Origin of the sequence: Pseudomonas sp. CCNWLW23, assembly GCF_037095675.1 — a bacterium.
In the GTDB taxonomy this organism is placed as follows: Bacteria; Pseudomonadota; Gammaproteobacteria; order Pseudomonadales; family Pseudomonadaceae; genus Aquipseudomonas; species Aquipseudomonas atacamensis.
Window position 1 is genome coordinate 167984 of sequence record NZ_JBAWKM010000013.1, and the last position, 19085, is coordinate 187068.

The following is a 19085-nucleotide window of genomic DNA, read 5'->3' on the forward strand; positions in this document are numbered from 1 at the left end:
CGAATTTCAATCCGGTCTTTTCGAACTTGCAATCCATGCCGTGGTTGTCTTTCAGCTCGCGATGCAGCGCCGGGTACAGCGCGTTGGACTGCAAGGCAAAATCGAAAAACGACTGCGGCAGAATATGCGGCGTACTGGCGTCCACCGCCACCGCCGCGCCCTGGGTGTCGCGCTTGCGGTTGGCCGACATCATGCGAAAGAAAATCACCCCGCAACCGAGGCCGACCGACTCGCCGATCGCCCATAACCCCCCCGCCGAAGCACGGGTCGCATTGCCGGGGCGCTTGGCGTCGATCAGTGCCACCTTGAGATCTTTGCGTTTGGACAATTGGTAGGCGCAGGAGGCGCCGATCACGCCGCCACCGGCAATGACCACGTCGTAGAACTTACTCATGGCAAGCGCCCTCCGTGCCGAGGGACTGGAACGCGGAAAACGGTACCGGATCGATTGGAAAGCGCGGGCGCAGCCAACCGACATCCTGACGTCCGGTGGCCTGGCGCAGGCGATCGCTGCAATAGCCGACGCACATCCGCCCCTGACAATCGCCCATGCTCACGCGGGTGCGCATTTTCAGGCTGGCGATGTCTTGCACACCCTGCTCCAGCGCCAGATCGATGTCGGCGCGGGTCGCATGTTCGCAGCGGCAGATCACCGTGTCGGCTGCGGGCAAAGCGATCTGACCAACGCCGCGCTCGGTGTAGCGATCCACCGCCGCACGAAAGCGCACGATCGCTCTGAGCTTGCTCGCGTAACGATCGCGGCGCACCCGGGCCAGCTCGGCGTCGAGCACACCGCGTTGCAGCAGGATCGAAGTGGCGGCGATCTTGCCGGCGAGCATCGCCGCTTCGCCGCCGCGGATCCCGCCCATGTCGCCGGCCAGATGCACATGCGCGACGCTGCTTTGCTGCCAGACATTGGCGTTGGCACGCAGGTAGCCATCGGCGCTGAAGCCGTGATCAAGGCCCATCTGCTGGCTCAATTGCGTGCGCGGAATAAAACCGTAACCCACCGCCAGCGTCTGCGCTTCGAAACGCTCGACCCGCGACAGATCCGCCTCCCACGTCGACGAATACGGCGCGACGCTGACGCTTTTCAATTCGCCCTCGCCGTGGGCTTCGACCACCCCCCAACCGTAGTTCATCGGGATGCCGTGCAACTTGAGGTAAGCGAGCATGCTCAAGCCATCGAGGAACAGCTGCGGCTTGTTCAGCAGCGCCAGACTCTCGCGGGCGATCCTGCCGAATGCGCAAGCCTCATAGACGCCGGCGACGCGCACGCCAGACGCATGTAACTGGGTCGCGACAAGCGGCAGCAACGGCCCGGTGCCGGCGATGATCACCGGCCCTTGCGGCTTTACCACGCCACTCTTGATCTGCAACTGCAGGCCGCCGAGCAGGATCACTCCCGGCAACGTCCAGCCGGGAAACGGTACGCTGCGTTCATGGCAACCGGCGGCCAGCAGCAGTTGCGGATAAGCGATCTCGTGCAGCTGTTCATCGCCATCGAGCACCACCAGAGCGCGAGTGCCTTCAGCGCCGACCACCCGATGGTTGAGGCGCACGTCGATCAGCCCTGACTGCTGCTGAAATTCACCGTGCAGTTTGTCCAGTGCTTCGGAATAACGCGGGCCGAGATAATCCAGCTGCACGCCATCGCGCAACGGCCCGCGATAGACCACGCCGCCGAGGCGCGAAGCCTCTTCGAGCAAGGTGCAGCGCACGCCGTGGCGCGCCAGTTCGATGGCCGCCGCCATCCCCGCCGGCCCGCCGCCAACGATCAACGGTTGCAGGCTCATACGACCTCCTGCGCGACGACGCGGTTGATCTGGGTTTCAATCAGCATGCCGTCGCGCACTACGGTCTGGCAGGCGCGGCGTTTGTGGCGACCGTTGATTTTCACCAGGCAGCACTGGCACACGCCCATGCCGCAATAGGCGCCGCTGATTTGGTCGTGATCGTTGCGTGCAATCTGGCGCACGCCGAGGGACTGGATGACGCTGAGAACGGTTTCGCCGATGGCGGCGCTGACCGCTTGGCCATTGATGTGCACGGTCATGTCCGCCTGCACCAAGGGCTGGATATCGAAGGTTCTTTCTAGGCAGTTCATTACGGTGTTCGTCCGTGAAGATTCAGTTGAGGTTGTGACAGCTCCTTGCTGCACTACGCCTCGTCGACGCTTTTCTTGCTGTGTTTTCAACGTCGACGCGGATACTTCGCCAGCGCAACAAGGTGCGCGACAAGCACTGTAGCTCATACCTCAGCAAAGGCCTGGATCATTTACGGTAGGCGATATCGCCAAGGGAAATATTGATCCAAGCCAGTGAAAATGGCGGGATGGAAACGGTTAGTTGGAGAAGACGAACTGGCCCCGCAGAAAGCAAAAAAGCCGCTTTCACCCGAAGATGAAAGCGGCAGAGGCATCCTGCCTCAGAGGGATCAGTGTACGAACAGGGCGATCAGGATGATGATCGGGATCGGTACGCCGAGGAAGAACAGCAGTAATGAGCGCATGGTGACTCTCCTTTTTAACGGACCGGAGTGGTAGTGGTGTAGGTGTCGACTTCAACGTACTCGACCGCATCGCGACGACGACCGCCGAAGGTGGCTGCCAGGCTGGCGAAGAACGCACCGGCCAGCAGCGCGACGAACATCCACAGCGAGGTGTAGGCAGCGACTTTCGCGGCGGTGTCGGCAGCTTGCTGGGCTTTCAGTTTCGCGTCAGCGATGGCTTTCTGGGTGTTGGCGTAGATTTCGTCGACACGACGTTCAGCATCGGCCTGGCTCAGGTTGGTACGTTGCGACACCAGTTGTGCGAGGTAGGTGCGGTCTTCGGCGCTGAGCTGACCGTTGGCCAGGCTCTGAGCGAAGATGCGGGTCACGGTGCCGCGTGCGGCGTCATCGCTGACGGCAGCCGGACGGTCGTCACGGAACAGGCTGTCGACGAAGTAGCCGTACTGATCGCTGTCAGTATTGGCTGCGGCAGAACCGGCGGCCTGGCTCATGGCACCGGCAGCACCGCCGACGACGTTAGCCCCAGCCTGCACACCGCCGCTGACGACGCTGCTGACCGAACCGACCACCAGCACAGCGGTGACCAGCGTGGCGACGCACCAGGCGAGGAAGCCGTGGGCGGTGTCACGGAAGTAGACTTCGTCACCGTGCATGTTCGCCCATTTCACCCGCAGACGACCGGCAATGTAGCCGCCCATGCCGGAAGCAATGATCTGCGTCACCGCCAGCCAGACAATCGTCGAAATGCCCAGGCCCTTGGCGCTGACGCCCTCTCCGGCCCACGGTGAAACCGCCGAAAAGCCCAGACCGAAACCGAGCAGCACGAGAATCATCGACAGCGCAGCGGCCGCCGCAGCACCGGCAAAGATCGCGCCCCAGGACACGCCTGAGACGCTGCTCGACTCTTCCACGGCAGGATAATAGCCATCAGGGGATCTATTCATTGTTGTACTGCTCCAGGCATGAAAAATGGTGTTACAACTCGTCAGGTGAGGAATTGCAGTGACCGTGCCAGTTACAGAAACTAAATAAACTCTTTATTTTCAATAGGTTAGAAAGTTTGAACTTCGCTGATCCGTGCAATTTGCAATAAATGGTCAGAGCCTGCGGGTTTTCTGCATTGATGACTGACTGGCAAATCCGATCAGTTCCGATTCACCGTCGCGACGAAGATGAAAGTTAATTTAAAGCGTCACGGTAAATTCTTGGCAAAATGCTGCCATTCCGTTTGAACCGATCAGCAGGCCTGCCTATGACTCGTATCTTGACCATCGAAGACGACGCCGTGACCGCGCGGGAAATCGTTGCCGAACTGAGCAGCCACGGGCTGGATGTCGACTGGGTCGACAATGGCCGCGAAGGCCTCGACCGCGCCGTGAGCGGCAACTACGACCTGATCACCCTCGACCGCATGCTGCCCGAGCTGGATGGTCTGGCCATCGTCACCACCCTGCGCACCATGGGCGTGGCGACGCCGATTCTGATGATCAGCGCCCTCTCCGATGTCGATGAGCGAGTGCGCGGTTTGCGAGCCGGTGGCGATGACTACCTGACCAAACCGTTCGCCACCGATGAAATGGCCGCGCGGGTCGAAGTGTTGCTGCGTCGGCAAAACAGCGTCGCCACCCAGGCCACGACATTGAACGTCGCCGACCTCGAACTCGACCTGATCAGCCATGAAGCCCGCCGCGCCGGACAGGTGCTGACGCTGCTGCCCACCGAATACAAACTGCTCGAGTTCCTGATGCGCAACAGCGGCCAGATTCTGTCGCGGATGATGATTTTCGAAGAGGTCTGGGGTTATCACTTCGACCCGGGCACCAACCTGATCGACGTGCACATCGGCCGTCTGCGCAAGAAGATCGACGCAGCCGGCAACGTTCCGCTGATCCGCACGGTACGGGGCTCCGGCTATGTCATTGCCGAACCCGTCTGACGGCTGGCGTTCCTCCAGCAGCCGCTTGCTGGCGCTGTACAGCTCGCTATTCGTGGCCTGGAGCGCGATCCTCATGGGGGTCATGTACTACGAGGTATCCGGCTACCTCGACAAACTGGCTAAACATTCGTTGATGCAACGTCAGCATCTGTTTTCGCATTTTCGCGGCGAGCAACTCGAAGACGCGCTCGCGGCCAGCATGACCTTCGATATTCGTGGTATCGACGCCTATGGTCTGTTCAGCGCTGACGGCGTTTACCTGGGCGGCGCACTTCAGCAAATTCCCGAAGGACTGCCGCTCGACGGCAAGATCCATATGCTCGCCCAGTGCGCCGATTCCGACGATCCGACTCTGCCCAGCGACAGCTGCGATGCTGTGGCCACCCAGACTCGCGACGGGCGCTGGCTGGTGCTGCTGCGTGACAATGGCTCGCTGTTCGCGGTGACGCGGATCATTTTGCACGCGTTGTTCTGGGGCGTGTCGCTGACGATTATTCCCGGGGTCGCCGGTTGGCATCTGCTGCGGCGTCGACCGCTGCAGCGCATCCGCGCGATCCAGAACAGCGCCCAGGCCATCGTTGCCGGCGACCTGACGCACCGCTTGCCGCTGTCCAATCGCCGCGATGAACTGGACATGCTCGCCGCCATCGTCAACGCCATGCTCGAGCGCATCGAGCGCTTGATGAACGAGGTCAAAGGTGTCTGCGACAACATCGCCCACGATTTGCGCACGCCGCTGACTCGCCTGCGCGCGCAGTTGTATCGGATGCAGCAACAGGCGGGCGAAGGTTCGCAAGAAGCGGCGCAACTGGATCTGGTTCTGGCTGAGGCGGACACGCTAATGGCGCGGTTTCGCGGTTTGTTGCGGATTTCCGAGCTGGAGGATCGCCAGCGCCGCTCAGGTTTCGTCGAACTTGATCCGGTGCGTTTGCTGGAGGAGTTGCACGAGTTCTATCTGCCGCTGGCCGAGGAAGGCGATCTGCGCTTTCAGTTGAACATGCCGGAGACGCTGCCGCCGCTCAATGGCGACCGCGCGTTGCTGTTCGAAGCGTTGGCGAACCTGCTGAGCAACTCGATCAAATTCACCCCGCCCGGCGGCACGGTGATGTTGCGTGGGGTCAATGCAGGTGGCCAGACGCGGATCGAGGTTCACGATTCAGGCCCGGGGATTCCCGAGGCTGAACGTGAGGCGGTGTTCCAGCGGTTTTACCGCACCGAGGGTGGCCAGCCGCAAAGCGGTTTTGGTCTGGGACTGTCGATTGTCGCAGCGATTGTGAGCTTGCACGGCTTCAGTCTTGAAGTCGGCAGCAGCGATCTGGGCGGGGCGAAACTGGTGCTGGATTGTCGGCAGAGTTTGATCAGCCAGGCCTGACGTCTCGCGCCGATCGTTCCCACGCTCCGCGTGTGAACGCCTCAAGGGACGCTCCGCGTTCCGGCTTTCGAAATGGGACGCAGAGCGTCCCGGGCTGCATTCCCACGCAGAGCGTGGGAACGATCTGCGTCTCAGGTCGGGTAATTCGCCCGCAAGGCTTCGAGCCCGCCCTGATAGATGCCGTTGAACAACGCCACCACTTCTTCATCGCTCACGCCGACCGCATTAAATCGCCCCGACCACGTCACCCGCGCGCCCTGCCCTTGGGCTTCAACCTTGATCGTCGCCAGATAATCGCTGGCCGGAAATGGTGCCTGTTCAATCGAATAGCTGTAAGTTTTTGCGGCGTTATCGAATGTCTGCAGACGTTCGACCACTACGCCGCCGTCAGCGGTGTGCAGGGTGCGCACTCGCCCGCCTTCGCTCAGTTCACTGTGGGTGATCAACGGCAGCCAGTCCGGCAGCGTGTTGAAGCCGCCGATCAATTGCCAGACCTGATCGGCTGTGGCCGGGATGTCGATGGTTGCAGATGCTGTTGGCATAAAACCTCTCTTTCGGAAAATTCAGATCGTCAGGCTGTCGACCACGCCGCCATCGACGCGCAACGCTGCGCCCGTGGTGGCCGAGGACAGCGGTGAAGCAATGTACGTGACCAGATGCGCCACTTCCGAAACATCCGCCACGCGCTGGATGATCGAAGTCGGACGGGCCTTGCGCACAAAGGCGTCGGCTTCGTCGCGCAGGTCGCGCCCGGATTCGGCGGCCGCGTCTCTGAGCATGTCTTGCAGGCCATCGGTGAAAGTCGGCCCCGGCAGGATCGCATTGACCGTGACCCCGGTACCAGCCAGACGTTTGGCCAAGCCGTGGGACACCGCGAGGTTGGCGCTTTTGGTCACGCCGTAATTGAGCATGTCTGCCGGCGTCGCGACCCCGGATTCCGATGACAGAAAGATCACCCGGCCCCAACCCTGCTCAACCATCGCCGGCACATACTGCCGCGCCAGGCGCACGCCGGAAATCACGTTGACTTCATAGAAGCGCGTCCACTCACTGTCCGGAGTCTCGAAGAAATCGACGTCGTTGAAGATGCCGAGGTTGTTGACCAGAATGTCCGCGCGCGGCTCGGCGGCGAAAAGCTTTTCCGCGCCCTCGGCCGTGCCCAGATCGGCGCTCAGACCACGCAACTGCGCGCTGGGCACCGCTTGGCGAATACTCGCCAGCGCCTGCTCGACCTTGGCCGTGTCGCGACCGATGACCACCACCGTCGCCCCGGCTTCGGCCAACGACTGGCTGATGCCCAGACCGATGCCGCCGGTACTGCCGCTGACAATGGCCAGTTTTCCACTCAGATCGATCTTCATGCGTTTACCTCGTTAGCAAGGAGTTCCACCGCGCTCGACTTTGGCGACGATTTCACAAGGATGGATCAGCGTAGTTGCGATATTGCCGGCATGGTTGAGCTGCCGACCGGTGACGGGGATGTTGTTTGATTGACGATCCCCTGTCTCTGGCAGACCGTAGCCCCTCACCCTAGCCCTCTCCCGGGGGAGAGGGAACCGACCGAGTTGTGCTGAATTTGCCGTCGACCTGAAAGACCATAGCGATTATGGATTCAGAGAAGACCTTTCACGTCGGCGTATTACCTGAATATCCCCCGGTCAGTCCCCTCTCCCTCCGGGAGAGGGCTAGGGTGAGGGGCATTTTGGAACAGATCAGATTTCCGTCAGACGAAGCAGACCATCGGCGCCGACCCTGACGCCGATCGCATCGTAACTGGCCAACGTCGCATGCGCCGTTTCGATCGGGTGCTGGTGCGTGGTGGTGATGATCATCAGTGCAGCGCCCGCCGCTTCCGCTGCCTGAATGCCAACCGTGGCGTCTTCAAAAATCAGACAGTCAGCCGGCTCGACTCCCAGCTTATTTGCAGCCAAGAGATACCCCGCAGGATCAGGCTTGCCAGCCTTTACATCTTCCGCCGTGATCATTACCGCCGGCTCGGGGATACCCGCCGCCGCCATCCGCCGCAACGCCAGATCGCGAGGCGCCGACGTCACCATCGCCCAACGATTTTTCGGCAGCGCGTTGAGAAAGGCTGCCGCCGCAGGAATCTCGACAATGCCTTCAACGTCATTGATTTCCGCTGCGGTGATGAACGCTGCTTGTTGCTCAGCATCCAGCCCCGGCAGATTCAGCCGAGTGATGGTGTCGATCGCCCGCGCGCCATGGATGGTCGGCAGGAACGTCTCGACATCAACGCCATGGCGCACCGCCCACGCTGACCAGATGCGCTCGGCGGCGGCGATGGAGTTGAGGACGGTGCCATCCATGTCGAACAGGAACGCGCCGAACGCGCGATCAAAAACCGATGCTTGTGCAGACAAGAGAGCAAATCCTCTGACAGTTGGCCGGGCAGCCTGGCCCGGCAATGTAGCACTTGTCAGTGCAACTGCGGCGCCTTGGATTTGAACGCACTTTCCACACAATCGAGCAACTGACCGATCGCCCACGGCTTCTTGATGAACGCCACCGAATGCTTGACCCCAGAAGTCTCGGGCGTTTCATAGCCGGACATGACCATCACCGGTTTCTCCGGCCAGCGGTCGCCGAACAGATTGGCCAGGTCCGCGCCGTTAAGCGTGCCGGGCATGGTGATGTCGGTCAGCAACAGCGCGACGTCCGCTGCGTGCTTTTCCAGATACAAGGATGCGGCGTCGGCGCTGGTTTGCGGTTCGACCTTGAACCCTTCCTCCTGGAGAATTTCGCAAAGAAACTCCAGAATCAACGGATCGTCCTCGACAACCAGAATCAACCCGCCAGGAAGGTGCGCGCTCGACGTAGGTGTAGGGCACATGAACAGCACTCCCCCGAATTACATTTTTGATAAGCGGTTTGAATCCGCTGCTTATCAGGTATGAGCAGCGCGCCTTGTAGAAATTCACTTTTGATACAGCAGATTTCGCCAAGGTGTTGTTTTTCGAAGCGCAGCGCCCGTCGAAAACCTTCATTTGTGGTTAAAATGCCGGCCCTTTGAACGGCCGAACCGTAATCCATGAACCCTCAAGCCCTCGCTACCCTCCACGCTCATTTGCTACCCGCACTGGCAGCGGCGCCCAGCGAAACCCGTCGGTTGTTTCACGGGCGCGGACGCTGCTGGCCGGGGCTGGAGCAGTTGACCGTGGACTGGTTGCAGGGCGTGGTACTGGTGTCGCTGTTCAAGGAACCGGCGCCTGAGCAACTGCAAGATCTGCGGGATTCGCTGCTGCACATCGCCGCCTCGGCCGAGTGGCAGCAGTCCGGCGCGCACACTTTGCTGATCCAGCATCGTTATCTGCCGCAGAGCACGGCCGAATGGCTGATCGGGGAGGAAATCGAAGAAATGACCATTGTCGAGAGTGGCTTGCAGTACCGCGTCGACCTGGGGCGCAAGCAGAACGCCGGGCTGTTTCTCGACATGCGTTACGGCCGCAACTGGGTGCGCGAACAGGTGGCGGGCAAGCGGGTGTTGAACCTTTTCGCCTACACCTGCGGCTTTTCCGTAGCGGCAATCGAAGGCGGCGCCAGCCATGTGGTCAACCTCGATATGTCCCGCGCCGCGCTGAGCCGAGGTCGCGACAATCACCGCCTGAACGGCCACGACCTGAGCAAGGTCAGCTTTCTCGGCCACGACCTGTTCAAGTCCTGGGGCAAAGTGATCAACAGCGGCCCGTACGATCTGGTGATCATCGACCCGCCATCGTTTCAGAAAGGCAGCTTTTTGCTGACCAAGGACTATCAACGGGTGTTGCGCCGCTTGCCGGAACTGTTGACCGCGCAAGGCACGGTGCTGGCGTGCATGAACGACCCGTCGTTCGGTTCCGACTTTCTGATTGATGGCGTGACCCAGGAAGCGCCAAGCCTGCGCTTCGATCATCGGCTGGACAATCCGCCGGAGTTTCCCGATATCGATCCAGAGAGCGGCCTGAAAGCCCTGGTCTTCCAGCGCATCAGCTGAAACACCAGAAACCCTTCTGTGGGAGCGAGCCTGCTCGCGAAAGCGCAGTGTCGGATAACAATTTTGTTGACTGATACACCGCTTTCGCGAGCAGGCTCGCTCCCACACAAGTTCTGTGTTGATCAAAAAACCGTCGGCCGCAGCACCAGTGCAAACAACTCACCGTGCCCGGTGACGTTGAGCTTGTGATAGAGATTGCGCCGATGCACCTTCACGGTCTCCGGCGAAATCCCCATCTGCTGGGCCATCGCCTTGCTGGAAAAGCCCTGCAGGATCAGGCGCGCCGTGTCGATCTCGCGCGCGGTCAGCCGGGCATCGAAACGGTCCAGCAACGTCGCCAGATCACCCACCACCGCTTCAGCCACCGGCCCTTGGGGCGGCAGCAACTGCATGTGGCGATGCATCGCCGCCAATACCCAGTCACGTACGCACAACAGGCGACCCTGCTCGGCCATGCCAAACGCGGTCGAGCGGCCCAGGGACAAGCCGAGTACCGCGCCTTCGACGTTGATCAGAAACTGCAATTCATCCTCGCCCACCACGGCACGAAAGTAGCTCTGGTAGTACTCGCTGTGCAGAAACTGATCCGGCGCAACGGACGCCAGGCTGTGCAGGCCGTCGCTGATCCCGCTGACGGCGGCTTGATAAAACGGATCGAGCAGGTACATGCCGGCGGTATAACCGGCCAGCTCCTGCTGGTCCTCCACGTAGCCCTTGCTGTCGAAGTCGATCAGCAAACGCGGTGGCTGGCCGGCCCGCATCAGGGCGACGAGGGCATTGTCCAGCGGCACCAGCAGGCGCAGGGTGTCGACCAGCGCGCGCCAGAAACCGTCCTGCCCGAGCTGGGTAAATACCCGCGCCAGACTCTGATGCACCGGCAATTCCTGCAACAACGCGTCCACGCACTACCCCTTTCGAGTAACCCATGATGGGAATGGGGCTGGTGTGACCGGCCCGTTAGCCTGACCACTCCAGTTCATCACCGGCCTGCGACAGGCCAGGAGTGCCGCATCATGCGTCGTCACCGTGGATCTATCAACCCGGGCCTGCTGGCCTGTTTTTGTCTCTCCTCGGTCGCCATGGCGGCAGACGTACCGAGCGTGCATGTCTACAACTGGTACGACTACATCGGGCCGAACACGCTGCACGATTTCCAGCGCGACAGCGGCATCCGGCCGGTGTACGACACCTTCGACAGCGCCGAAGTGCTCGAAGGCAAACTGATGACCAGCCGCAGCGGCTACGACGTTGTAGTGGCGAGCAACTTCAGCCTGCCGACCCTGATCAAGGCCGGCGCCCTCGCCCCATTGCCTCGCGATCAACTGCCAGGCTGGCAGAATCTCGACCCCGATCTGTTGAAGAAACTCGCGGTCAACGATCCGGGCAATCAATACGCCGTGCCTTACCTGTGGGGCACCAACGGCATCGGCTACAACGTCGACAAAGTTCGCGCCGCGCTGGGTGACAAAGCGCCGGTGGATTCCTGGGAGTTGCTGTTCAACGAAGCCAATCTGGCCAAACTGGCCGAGTGCGGCGTGGCGATGCTCGATTCGCCGTCGGAAATGCTGCCGGTCGCCCTGCATTACCTGGGCTTGCCGCCGAACAGCACCGATCCCGAGGACTACAAAAAAGCCGAAGCATTGCTGCTCAAGCTGCGCCCGCACATCGCCTACTTCAACTCTTCGAAGTTCATCAGCGATCTGTCCAACGGCAATATCTGCGTGGCGGTTGGCTGGTCCGGGGCGATGCTCGAAGCCAAGACCAATGCCGAGCAGGCCAATAACGGCGTAAAGATCGCCTACAGCCTGCCCAAGGAAGGCGCGCCGGTGTGGTTCGACACTCTGGTGCTGCTCAAGGACGCGCCCAATCGCGCCCAAGGCCTGGCGTTTATCGATTACCTGCTGCGACCGGAAGTGATCGCGCCGGTCAGTGATCACCTGTCGTACCCGAATGGCAATCGCGCCGCGACAACGCTGGTGGCAGCAGCCACTCGCGACAACCCGGCGGTGTACCCGTCCCCTGCCGCCATGGCCACCCTCTACACCCTCGAACCCTTGCCCAAAGCCGCCGAACGCGTGCGTACGCGGGTGTGGAGCAAGGTCAAGAACGGCCAGTAACCCGCGCAAGAAATCTGCCTGCCTTATCCGAGCGGTAAGCCGCCCGACCTTTGAATGAAGAGACTGAATCTTATGAATCCGCGTGCCCGTGATCTCGATATCCTGATTGGCCAGATGCAACCTGGCCCGCTCAACGCCATTACCGATGTGCCGGGGGTGCGCGTCGGTCACAGCAATGTACGCGGTCGCAGCAGCAGCGGCCGTGACATCTGCACCGGCGTCACGCTGATCCAGCCGCGCCCAGGCTCGACCAGCCAGCAACCGTGCTTTGCCGGCGTGCATGTACTCAATGGCAACGGTGACGCGACCGGCCTGGAATGGATTCGCGAGGCCGGTCTGCTGACCAGCCCGATTGCCTTTACCAACACCCACAGCCTCGGTGTGGTGCGTGATGCGCTGATTGTGCTGGACCGAGAGCAGCAGCCGGATGACGGGCGGCTTTACTGGAATATGCCGGTGGTGCTGGAGACCTTCGATGGACTGCTCAATGACATCAACGGCTTTCACGTCAAACTCGAGCATGTCGCCGAGGCACTGAACGGCGCCGTGGACGGGCCGGTGCGCGAAGGTGCGGTGGGCGGTGGCAGCGGCATGATCTGCCATGAGTTCAAGGGCGGTATCGGCACCGCATCGCGCCGTTTGAGTGCTGCCCAGGGAGGCTGGACCGTCGGCGCGATCGTGCAGGCCAACCACGGCATTCGCAGTGAATTACGCGTCGATGGTTACCCGGTCGGGCGCTATATGGAACAGAAGGATTCACCGTTCCTGCGGGCAGCGCTGCCGCACCCGGGCATGGGCTCGATCGTCGTCTGCCTGGCGACCGATGCGCCGCTGCTGCCCCATCAATGCACGCGTCTGGCACAGCGTGCCAGCCTGGGCCTGGCGCGTACCGGCGGCGGTAACGAAGACCACAGCGGCGACATCTTCATTGCCTTCGCCACTGGCAATGATCACGTCCCGCCCGCCGCTTACGAGGCTAAACGCGCAGCCACCTGCGACGGTTTGCGCATGGTCAACAACGACCACATCAGCGAGCTGTTTCTGGCCGCGACCGAAGCCGTGGAAGAAGCGATCATCAATGCCCTGCTCGCCAGCGACAGCAGCGAGGGCAACGGCCATTCGGTGCCGGGCCTGGATGGGCAGACGCTTCTGGCGGCGCTGAAAAAATCCGGTTGGCCGGGATCGCGCCCGGCATGAGCCGGCATTGTGCAAGGACGACTGGCGGTACTTGAGTCGTCCATTGCACGCTCCTAGGATGAAGCTACGCGGTGACTGGATTGATCCGGCGCTGCGTAGGCGTGGGTGTTCTGAACCCCAATCAAGCCCACGCTTTGCTTCACACGCCTCTTGAGCCTCACGGGCTCTACTTCCTCCCCATCAAAGAGCTTTGAGGCTCTTTTTTTGTCTGCGTATTTCAGTTCTCGGCGAGACCTTCGGCGCGTATCGAACGCCACGCCGCTTGCGCGAGCACTTCGCGATAGGCGCTCGGGCTGCCTTTCACTCGCCCTGCCAGCCAGGCTCGGCAGTAGCTGTCCGCTTGGCCAATGATCAGCGATGGCAGCAGCTCGGCAGGCAAATCCTGCAGTTCGGCGGCGCGACCCGATTGCGTCAGCCAATGGCGCAGACGCAGGTTGCGCGTCTTGTTGCGCTCGGCCAGCTCGTCCTTGAACGGGCCTTTGGTCACGGCGAACCGCGCGTGGTACTGGAATCGCGCCCACTGCGGCTGTTGCTCGACCCAGTCGACATAGCTGAAGACCAGCGCCTGCACGCCTTCTTCAGTGGTACTGGCCGCGTCCAGATACGCATCACGCAAACGCGCCTGATCCTCCAGCGCGGTGAAAAACAGCGCCGCGACCAGCCCTTCCTTGTTGCCGAAATGGTGATAGATCGCGCCGACGCTGGTGTCGCACTCGGCACGGATCATTTCGATGGTGGTGGCTTCGATCCCCTGTTCATTGAACAGGCTCAGGGCCTTGCGAAAGATATCGCGTTTGAGTTCGGCGCGGCGGCCGGGGTAGCTGCGTTCCAGTAAATCGGCGGTGTCCATGCTGCTCGGGTCCAAAAACGGAGGTTGATAAAGGCGTCACGTGCCCGTGAACAAATCGCGCCTAGGTTGACAGATTTACCGTGAACAGAATACCGTTCCGTTACAGAACATTATTCTGTAACGGAACATCATTCTGCAAACTACCCAGCGAGGCTTCCCATGAGTCAATCTCTCAGTATGTTCAACAGCGTCGGCCCGGATGCATTCAGCAAAATGGCCTGCCAGTTCGCCCCGTACTTCAGCAGCATCAATCCGCTGATTTCCGAGTTGCGCCCGAATGCCGCCACCGTGCAAGTGCCGTTTCGCAAGGAAATCACCAACCACCTCGGCACGGTGCACGCGATCGCCATGTGCAACGCGGCAGAACTGGCCGGCGGAATGATGACCGACGTGTCGATCCCGGCCGGCGCGCGCTGGATTCCCAAAGGCATGACCGTGGAATATCTGGCCAAGGCGAAAACCGACGTCACCGCTGTGGCCAGCGCTGAAGGTGTGGATTGGCAAAGCGATGGCGACAAGGTAGTCAACGTCGACATTCACGATTGCGAGGGTAAAAAAGTCTTCACCGCGCGCATCACCATGAACGTCAAGCTCGGTTGAGAAGCAGGCACAAAAAAGCCCTTGCCGCGGGATGCGCAGCAAGGGCTTTTGATTGGCCGACGATCAGTGCAGGGTCAGGCGCTGACGGACAAATTCTTCTACGTGGCGGCTGGTCTGGTCCAGATAGCGGTCGCGTTGTTTTTCCGCATCGAGCATCGCGCGCTTGCCGTTCTTCTGCAGCAGATAGGTATGAATCTGCTGCACTTCCAGCGAGCGATAGATCGGCGTGGTGTCGATGAACCCGCGCAGGCCGTTGCTGCGGTAATGCCGCGTGCTCATCAGCACCTGCGTTTCGCGCTGGCCGATCACTTCAAAATCCAGTGCCTCGAAATACGGCACCTTGCCAATGCTGCAGGCCAGTTCCGCATGCGGATAGCGCCCGACCATGTCCGTGAGCATCGCCCGCGCCACACCTTGGCGCCGATGGCCTTCACGCACCGCCATGTACGCGACGCTGCACGCCTCCCAATCGCCCTGCACCGGCAGACAGATGAGGAATCCGATGACTTGCTCCGGGTCTTCATCGTTAGTGGCCACCAGCAATTCCACCTCGGTGCCCTTCTGGCCGTTCAACGCCTCAAGGTAGAGATGCACCTCATAACCCACCGCGTACTGATAAACGTTGTACAGCAGATTGCTCGGGCCGAGGCCGACCGCACTGATGTCGGTCAGGTAATCGACGACCATTTGCAGGATCTGGCTGTTGACGCTTTCCGGGCATGGGGAGGTGTAGTGGGTGATGCGTGGCATGGGCAAACTCCGGCGATAAAAAACGTTGCCGATGATCAGAGCCGTCGACGAACCGCGACATCATACCGTGCCGCGATAGACCACCGTTTAAAGATCCGCTGTCGAAGGCCGATGTAACGAACACCTTCATTTCACTACCAAGGACCGGGCCATGTATTACCCGCGCGAAGCCGCAAAAGATCATCTTTACAACCGCGTCGTCATGCTCACTGTCGCCTGCTGCGTGGTCTTGCTCCTCGCCGGGATGGCGCGCCATCAAGGCATTCTGTATGCGCTGCTGAATTTCAATGGCGCGCAAACCAACGGCACTGTCACGCAGCTGGAAGAGATCCTGATGAACAAGAATGGCAAAATCATTCACTATCGTTATGCCGACGAGCTGGGCCAGCTCCATGAAGGTGATTTTGTCGACGAACGCTACGCCGAACACACCCAGTACGAAGTCAATGGCCCGATTGCGCTATTGGTCTCGCCCTGGATGCCGGAAAAAAGCGCCATCGCCAGCCAGCTGCAAAGCTATCGCGCAGGTTTTTACATCATGACCGGCGGCGTGACGCTCGCCCTGCTGTTCCTGCTGATTTCCGGCCGGACGTTCTGGCAGATTCAGGCGATGAAGGAACAGGACCGATATTACTGAACGGTCACTGTTGTGGCGCCACCACTCTGAATTTGATGTTGATGTCTCTGGACACCACGCTGTCGGCCCACTCCCCTGCGCCGAGGCCGAACTCCTCTCGATTGAGCACCAGCTCACCGTCGAAGATGCCGATGGCGTTGTCCGGTTTCAACTCCACCGGCACCTCGACCTCGCGAGTGATGCCCTTGAGCGTGAGCTGACCGGCGACTTGATAACGATGCTCGTCCACTTGAGTAAAACGGCTGGACTTGAACACCGCGAGCGGGAATTTCCCGGTGTCGAACCACGCCGGTTTCACCAGTTCGGTATTGGCGTCTTCACTGCCGGCATCGATGCTGGCGAGATCGATATGCAGCGTGGTCTGGGCTTTGCCGAGGTCGTCGGTATCGAAGTCCAGCGTCGCCTCGAAATTGCCGAAGGTGCCGTACATTCGCGAGCCCATCTGCTGATAGGTGAAGCTGATCTGGCTGGCGCTGGTGTTGACCCGGTTATATTCAGCCGCCTGCGCACCGACCATGACGCACGATGTAAACGCGGCAACCAGCAGCAATCGCAACGTCATGACATTCTCCTGGCGGCGTGCGTCGTCGAGGGCCTTGGTTGACTTAAGCAAACAACCCGTTGTTATGCCAGCGCCTATATCAACCGCTCTATCTTCTGATGCTTCCACACCAATTTGTAATACAGGGTCTGCAAAATCAGCATTCCCAGATAAGCAACCGGGAACGCCATCCACACACCCTGCAAACCGAACTGCCCGTCGAGCCAGTAAGCCGCCGGCAACTGCACGCCGACCACACAGATAATCGAAATGACCACCGGCACCAGGACAGTGCCGCTGGCGCGCATGATCCCGCCGATGATGGCCTGGAAACCGAATACCAACAGGCTCCAGAGCATGATATGCAGCAGGTGCTCGGCCATCGCCCGGGTCGAGTCCTCGGTGAGGAACAGGCCCAGCAACCAGTGCGATAACAGATAACCCAGCACAATCAGGCCACCGGTCAGGCACACATTGATCAACAGCCCGGTGCGCAGGATCGGACCCATGCGTTGCAGATGCCCGGCGCCGATTGCCTGGGCACCAAGGATCGATGCGGTGATTGCAATCGACAGCGCCGGAAACTGCACATAGTTGACGATCTGCGTTACTGCGCCATACGCCGCTGTCGCTTGCGAGCCGTGCTGATTGACCAGTGCCAGGATCACCAGCTCCGATAACGACAGGACGATCATCTGTACCCCGGTGGGCAGGCCGATGCGCAGGACCTTGCCGAGAATGACCCGATCCAATCGCAGCGCGGCGAAGAACTCTCGATCCGGCGCTAGCGGATGGCGCTTGCGAATCAGCCGCCAGGCCAGCCACGCCATTGCCGACAGATTCCCCGCCAGCCCGGCATACGCCGCGCTCTGAATGCCCAATGGCGGCAAACCCAGCCAGCAGCGAATCAACGCCGGCGTCAGCGCCAGCCCCACGGCGGTGGAGACGATCAGCGCGAGCAGTGGCGACAGCGTATCGCTGACCCCACGCAGCAATTGGGTGAACAGCACGAATACCAGTAGCGATGGCAGAATCCACAACATGACGCGGGCATAGTCCACCGCGTCGTCGAGTACATCCGCCGGCGTGCCCAACCCCGTCAGTGCCTGACGCGCAAACACCGTGCCCAGCACTGCCGCGACCAGACCGATCAACACACCCAGCAGCAAAGTCGCTCCGGCAATCGCCTTGACCATGTGCGTCTCGCGCGCGCCCCACGCCTGGCCGATCAACACGCCTGCGCCAGCGCCGAGGCCGATGACCAGGGCGATGAAAAAGAACACGACAGGAAACATGCCGGACACTGCCGCCAGCGCTTGAGTGCCGAGCATCTGACCAATGTAGATGCTGTTGACCGTCCCGGACATCGATTGCAGGAAGTTCGACAGCACCATCGGCGCGAGAAACAGCAGATAGGTTTGCCAGAGCGGTTTGGCGAAGGTGGCGCTATGCATTGAATGGAGGTCCATCTCGACGGCGGCAGGCCTGATTGACGATAGCTTCGGTGAGTTGCGTGCAGCGTGCAATCAACATTTCCAGACGGTGTTGATTGTCTGTTTTGCATTTGTGTAAATGCCGCGCATCGCTTTGTGTCAGTGTTGCGGCTGTGGTAAATCAGCGACTCTGTCGACACGTACTATTGAGGCTCGGTTCATGCGTAACGTTGCAAATTTTCTGCTTGGCTCCCTCCTCGCTCTGTCGGCCGCCTACGCGCAGGCAGCCGAACCCGCAGCAGCGCCTGCTTCATTGAAACCGCTACTGGCCACTTTGAATGAACGCCTGAGCATCGGTGATCTGGTTGCGTTGACCAAATGGGACAGCGGCAAGCCTATTCAGGACAGCCCGCGTGAGGCGCAGGTCATCGCCAATGCCCGAACTCTGGCCACCGAACACAAACTCGATCCGGACGACGTCGCGCAACTGATCGCCGCACAGATGGAAGCGAACAAACTGGTGCAATACGGTCTGCTCGCGCAATGGCAAGCGGCAGGTGCTGCACCGGACACACCGCGTCCGGATCTGGGCAAACAGATCCGCCCGCGCCTGGATGAACTGCAAAAGCGCTTGTTGCAGCAGTACGCCGCCTTCGCGCCCTATCGCCAGGATCCGAATTGCCCGGCCTGGCTGGCCGATGTCCGCAACGGTCTGGCCGCCGATTCGCTGCATGACCTGGCGCTGATTCGTGCCAGCGGCGAGTTGTGCATCCGGGCGAAAGCGCTCTGAATCAACGCTCCTGGCAAACATCATCGGCGTCGATGTTCACCATCACGTCAATGAAGTTCTCATAAAAACTGCGCGGCGTAACATCGGCTCCAGACAAACAAACAACTTTCTGGAGCACACGATCATGAAACGCCAAACCCTTCTCGGCATCGCTTTCTCGGTTTTCGCAGTTAACGCTTTTGCAGTAACGCCTGCTCACACCCTGGTCGCTGAAGGCGGCTCGGACAAGCTGATCGAAAGCCGTCTGGCTGAAGGTGGTTCAGATCGTCTGATCGAGCGCCGCGTTGCCGAAGGTGGTTCGGACCGTCTGATCGAACGCCGTGTTGCCGAAGGTGGTTCGGATCGTCTGATCGAACGCCG

Annotated in this window: 21 protein-coding genes and 1 pseudogene; 9 read left to right on the forward strand and 13 right to left on the reverse strand. The window is 60.6% G+C overall.

Annotated features, from left to right (window positions below; genetic code table 11):
- The 4 genes and pseudogenes from hcnC to V8J63_RS17790 form a co-directional block, all read right to left on the reverse strand.
- A pseudogene (hcnC, locus tag V8J63_RS17775) lies at positions 1-394 on the reverse strand (cyanide-forming glycine dehydrogenase subunit HcnC); the annotation flags it as partial.
- On the reverse strand, positions 387-1796 hold the full coding sequence (gene hcnB / locus V8J63_RS17780; RefSeq protein WP_336464423.1) for a cyanide-forming glycine dehydrogenase subunit HcnB: 1410 nt from the start codon (positions 1794-1796) through the stop codon (positions 387-389). The gene hcnB and the pseudogene hcnC, both read right to left, overlap by 8 nt.
- Positions 1793-2107: a (2Fe-2S)-binding protein gene (locus V8J63_RS17785; protein ID WP_095182029.1), complete on the reverse strand. Its 315-nt coding sequence runs from the start codon at positions 2105-2107 to the stop codon at positions 1793-1795. The genes hcnB and V8J63_RS17785 overlap by 4 nt, the downstream gene beginning before the upstream one ends.
- 418 nt (positions 2108-2525) lie before the next feature.
- Positions 2526-3455, reverse strand: coding sequence for a hypothetical protein (locus V8J63_RS17790; protein ID WP_016775227.1), 930 nt, complete (start codon positions 3453-3455; stop codon positions 2526-2528).
- A gap of 308 nt (positions 3456-3763) precedes the next feature.
- Here V8J63_RS17790 and V8J63_RS17795 point away from each other — a divergent pair, with 308 nt between their 5' ends.
- Positions 3764-4447 carry a response regulator transcription factor gene (locus V8J63_RS17795; RefSeq protein ID WP_016775228.1) on the forward strand — a complete coding sequence of 228 codons (684 nt, stop codon included), beginning with the start codon at positions 3764-3766 and terminating at the stop codon, positions 4445-4447.
- On the forward strand, positions 4425-5819 hold the full coding sequence (locus tag V8J63_RS17800) for a sensor histidine kinase (RefSeq protein ID WP_336464424.1): 1395 nt from the start codon (positions 4425-4427) through the stop codon (positions 5817-5819). The genes V8J63_RS17795 and V8J63_RS17800 overlap by 23 nt, the downstream gene beginning before the upstream one ends.
- A gap of 131 nt (positions 5820-5950) precedes the next feature.
- Here the strand turns inward: V8J63_RS17800 and V8J63_RS17805 are convergent, their stop codons facing one another.
- The 4 genes from V8J63_RS17805 to V8J63_RS17820 all read right to left on the reverse strand — a co-directional run bounded on the left by V8J63_RS17805 (position 5951) and on the right by V8J63_RS17820 (position 8670).
- Positions 5951-6361, reverse strand: coding sequence for an SRPBCC family protein (locus tag V8J63_RS17805; RefSeq protein WP_336464425.1), 411 nt, complete (start codon positions 6359-6361; stop codon positions 5951-5953).
- Between the two features lie 21 nt (positions 6362-6382).
- Positions 6383-7180: an SDR family NAD(P)-dependent oxidoreductase gene (locus V8J63_RS17810; protein WP_336464426.1), complete on the reverse strand. Its 798-nt coding sequence runs from the start codon at positions 7178-7180 to the stop codon at positions 6383-6385.
- A gap of 351 nt (positions 7181-7531) precedes the next feature.
- Positions 7532-8200, reverse strand: a complete 669-nt coding sequence (locus V8J63_RS17815; protein ID WP_125927904.1) for an HAD-IA family hydrolase — start codon at positions 8198-8200, stop codon at positions 7532-7534.
- A 56-nt stretch (positions 8201-8256) separates the two neighbouring features.
- Positions 8257-8670, reverse strand: a complete 414-nt coding sequence (locus V8J63_RS17820; RefSeq protein WP_016775233.1) for a response regulator — start codon at positions 8668-8670, stop codon at positions 8257-8259.
- A 198-nt stretch (positions 8671-8868) separates the two neighbouring features.
- Between V8J63_RS17820 and V8J63_RS17825 the strand changes: the two genes are divergently transcribed.
- The gene (locus V8J63_RS17825; RefSeq protein WP_336464427.1) at positions 8869-9810 is read left to right on the forward strand and encodes a class I SAM-dependent methyltransferase; all 942 of its coding nucleotides are present in this window, start codon (positions 8869-8871) and stop codon (positions 9808-9810) included.
- Between the two features lie 122 nt (positions 9811-9932).
- Here the strand turns inward: V8J63_RS17825 and V8J63_RS17830 are convergent, their stop codons facing one another.
- Positions 9933-10712 carry a helix-turn-helix transcriptional regulator gene (locus V8J63_RS17830; RefSeq protein ID WP_197891828.1) on the reverse strand — a complete coding sequence of 260 codons (780 nt, stop codon included), beginning with the start codon at positions 10710-10712 and terminating at the stop codon, positions 9933-9935.
- 111 nt (positions 10713-10823) lie between these two features.
- Here V8J63_RS17830 and V8J63_RS17835 point away from each other — a divergent pair, with 111 nt between their 5' ends.
- Positions 10824-11927 carry a polyamine ABC transporter substrate-binding protein gene (locus tag V8J63_RS17835; protein WP_130888697.1) on the forward strand — a complete coding sequence of 368 codons (1104 nt, stop codon included), beginning with the start codon at positions 10824-10826 and terminating at the stop codon, positions 11925-11927.
- A 72-nt stretch (positions 11928-11999) separates the two neighbouring features.
- Complete coding sequence (locus V8J63_RS17840; RefSeq protein WP_336464428.1) at positions 12000-13124, forward strand: DmpA family aminopeptidase; 1125 nt, start codon at positions 12000-12002, stop codon at positions 13122-13124.
- A gap of 217 nt (positions 13125-13341) precedes the next feature.
- Here the strand turns inward: V8J63_RS17840 and V8J63_RS17845 are convergent, their stop codons facing one another.
- Positions 13342-13974 (reverse strand): TetR/AcrR family transcriptional regulator, encoded by a 633-nt coding sequence (locus V8J63_RS17845; RefSeq protein WP_336464429.1) that lies wholly within the window; start codon positions 13972-13974, stop codon positions 13342-13344.
- Positions 13975-14133: 159 nt separating this feature from the next.
- Here V8J63_RS17845 and V8J63_RS17850 point away from each other — a divergent pair, with 159 nt between their 5' ends.
- Positions 14134-14574, forward strand: coding sequence for a hotdog fold domain-containing protein (locus tag V8J63_RS17850; RefSeq protein WP_024013379.1), 441 nt, complete (start codon positions 14134-14136; stop codon positions 14572-14574).
- A gap of 63 nt (positions 14575-14637) precedes the next feature.
- Here the strand turns inward: V8J63_RS17850 and V8J63_RS17855 are convergent, their stop codons facing one another.
- The gene (locus tag V8J63_RS17855; RefSeq protein WP_336464430.1) at positions 14638-15324 is read right to left on the reverse strand and encodes a GNAT family N-acetyltransferase; all 687 of its coding nucleotides are present in this window, start codon (positions 15322-15324) and stop codon (positions 14638-14640) included.
- Between the two features lie 151 nt (positions 15325-15475).
- Between V8J63_RS17855 and V8J63_RS17860 the strand changes: the two genes are divergently transcribed.
- A complete protein-coding gene (locus V8J63_RS17860; protein WP_076563476.1) occupies positions 15476-15961 on the forward strand; it encodes a DUF3592 domain-containing protein in 486 nt (161 codons plus the stop codon).
- A 4-nt stretch (positions 15962-15965) separates the two neighbouring features.
- On the opposite strand, the gene V8J63_RS17865 is transcribed toward V8J63_RS17860, so the two are convergent.
- Entirely contained in the window at positions 15966-16523 is a 558-nt protein-coding gene (locus tag V8J63_RS17865; protein ID WP_336464431.1) for a YceI family protein, read from the reverse strand.
- Positions 16524-16597: 74 nt separating this feature from the next.
- Positions 16598-17956, reverse strand: coding sequence for an MATE family efflux transporter (locus V8J63_RS17870; RefSeq protein ID WP_336464432.1), 1359 nt, complete (start codon positions 17954-17956; stop codon positions 16598-16600).
- 199 nt (positions 17957-18155) lie between these two features.
- On the opposite strand from V8J63_RS17870, the gene V8J63_RS17875 reads away from it, so the two are divergent.
- Both V8J63_RS17875 and V8J63_RS17880 read left to right on the forward strand, forming a co-directional pair.
- The gene (locus V8J63_RS17875; protein WP_130888691.1) at positions 18156-18725 is read left to right on the forward strand and encodes a chorismate mutase; all 570 of its coding nucleotides are present in this window, start codon (positions 18156-18158) and stop codon (positions 18723-18725) included.
- A gap of 124 nt (positions 18726-18849) precedes the next feature.
- The coding region (locus tag V8J63_RS17880) for a hypothetical protein (protein WP_336464433.1) at positions 18850-19085 on the forward strand (236 nt) is incomplete at its 3' end.

Coding starts and splice junctions, on each gene's coding strand:
- hcnB (WP_336464423.1), bottom strand. CDS start 1,796: ATGAGCCTGCAACCGTTGATCGTTGGCGGCGGGCCGGCGGGGATGGCG.
- V8J63_RS17785 (WP_095182029.1), bottom strand. CDS start 2,107: ATGAACTGCCTAGAAAGAACCTTCGATATCCAGCCCTTGGTGCAGGCG.
- V8J63_RS17790 (WP_016775227.1), bottom strand. CDS start 3,455: ATGAATAGATCCCCTGATGGCTATTATCCTGCCGTGGAAGAGTCGAGC.
- V8J63_RS17795 (WP_016775228.1), top strand. CDS start 3,764: ATGACTCGTATCTTGACCATCGAAGACGACGCCGTGACCGCGCGGGAA.
- V8J63_RS17800 (WP_336464424.1), top strand. CDS start 4,425: ATGTCATTGCCGAACCCGTCTGACGGCTGGCGTTCCTCCAGCAGCCGC.
- V8J63_RS17805 (WP_336464425.1), bottom strand. CDS start 6,361: ATGCCAACAGCATCTGCAACCATCGACATCCCGGCCACAGCCGATCAG.
- V8J63_RS17810 (WP_336464426.1), bottom strand. CDS start 7,180: ATGAAGATCGATCTGAGTGGAAAACTGGCCATTGTCAGCGGCAGTACC.
- V8J63_RS17820 (WP_016775233.1), bottom strand. CDS start 8,670: ATGTGCCCTACACCTACGTCGAGCGCGCACCTTCCTGGCGGGTTGATT.
- V8J63_RS17825 (WP_336464427.1), top strand. CDS start 8,869: ATGAACCCTCAAGCCCTCGCTACCCTCCACGCTCATTTGCTACCCGCA.
- V8J63_RS17835 (WP_130888697.1), top strand. CDS start 10,824: ATGCGTCGTCACCGTGGATCTATCAACCCGGGCCTGCTGGCCTGTTTT.
- V8J63_RS17840 (WP_336464428.1), top strand. CDS start 12,000: ATGAATCCGCGTGCCCGTGATCTCGATATCCTGATTGGCCAGATGCAA.
- V8J63_RS17845 (WP_336464429.1), bottom strand. CDS start 13,974: ATGGACACCGCCGATTTACTGGAACGCAGCTACCCCGGCCGCCGCGCC.
- V8J63_RS17850 (WP_024013379.1), top strand. CDS start 14,134: ATGAGTCAATCTCTCAGTATGTTCAACAGCGTCGGCCCGGATGCATTC.
- V8J63_RS17855 (WP_336464430.1), bottom strand. CDS start 15,324: ATGCCACGCATCACCCACTACACCTCCCCATGCCCGGAAAGCGTCAAC.
- V8J63_RS17860 (WP_076563476.1), top strand. CDS start 15,476: ATGTATTACCCGCGCGAAGCCGCAAAAGATCATCTTTACAACCGCGTC.
- V8J63_RS17865 (WP_336464431.1), bottom strand. CDS start 16,523: ATGACGTTGCGATTGCTGCTGGTTGCCGCGTTTACATCGTGCGTCATG.
- V8J63_RS17870 (WP_336464432.1), bottom strand. CDS start 17,956: ATGCATAGCGCCACCTTCGCCAAACCGCTCTGGCAAACCTATCTGCTG.
- V8J63_RS17875 (WP_130888691.1), top strand. CDS start 18,156: ATGCGTAACGTTGCAAATTTTCTGCTTGGCTCCCTCCTCGCTCTGTCG.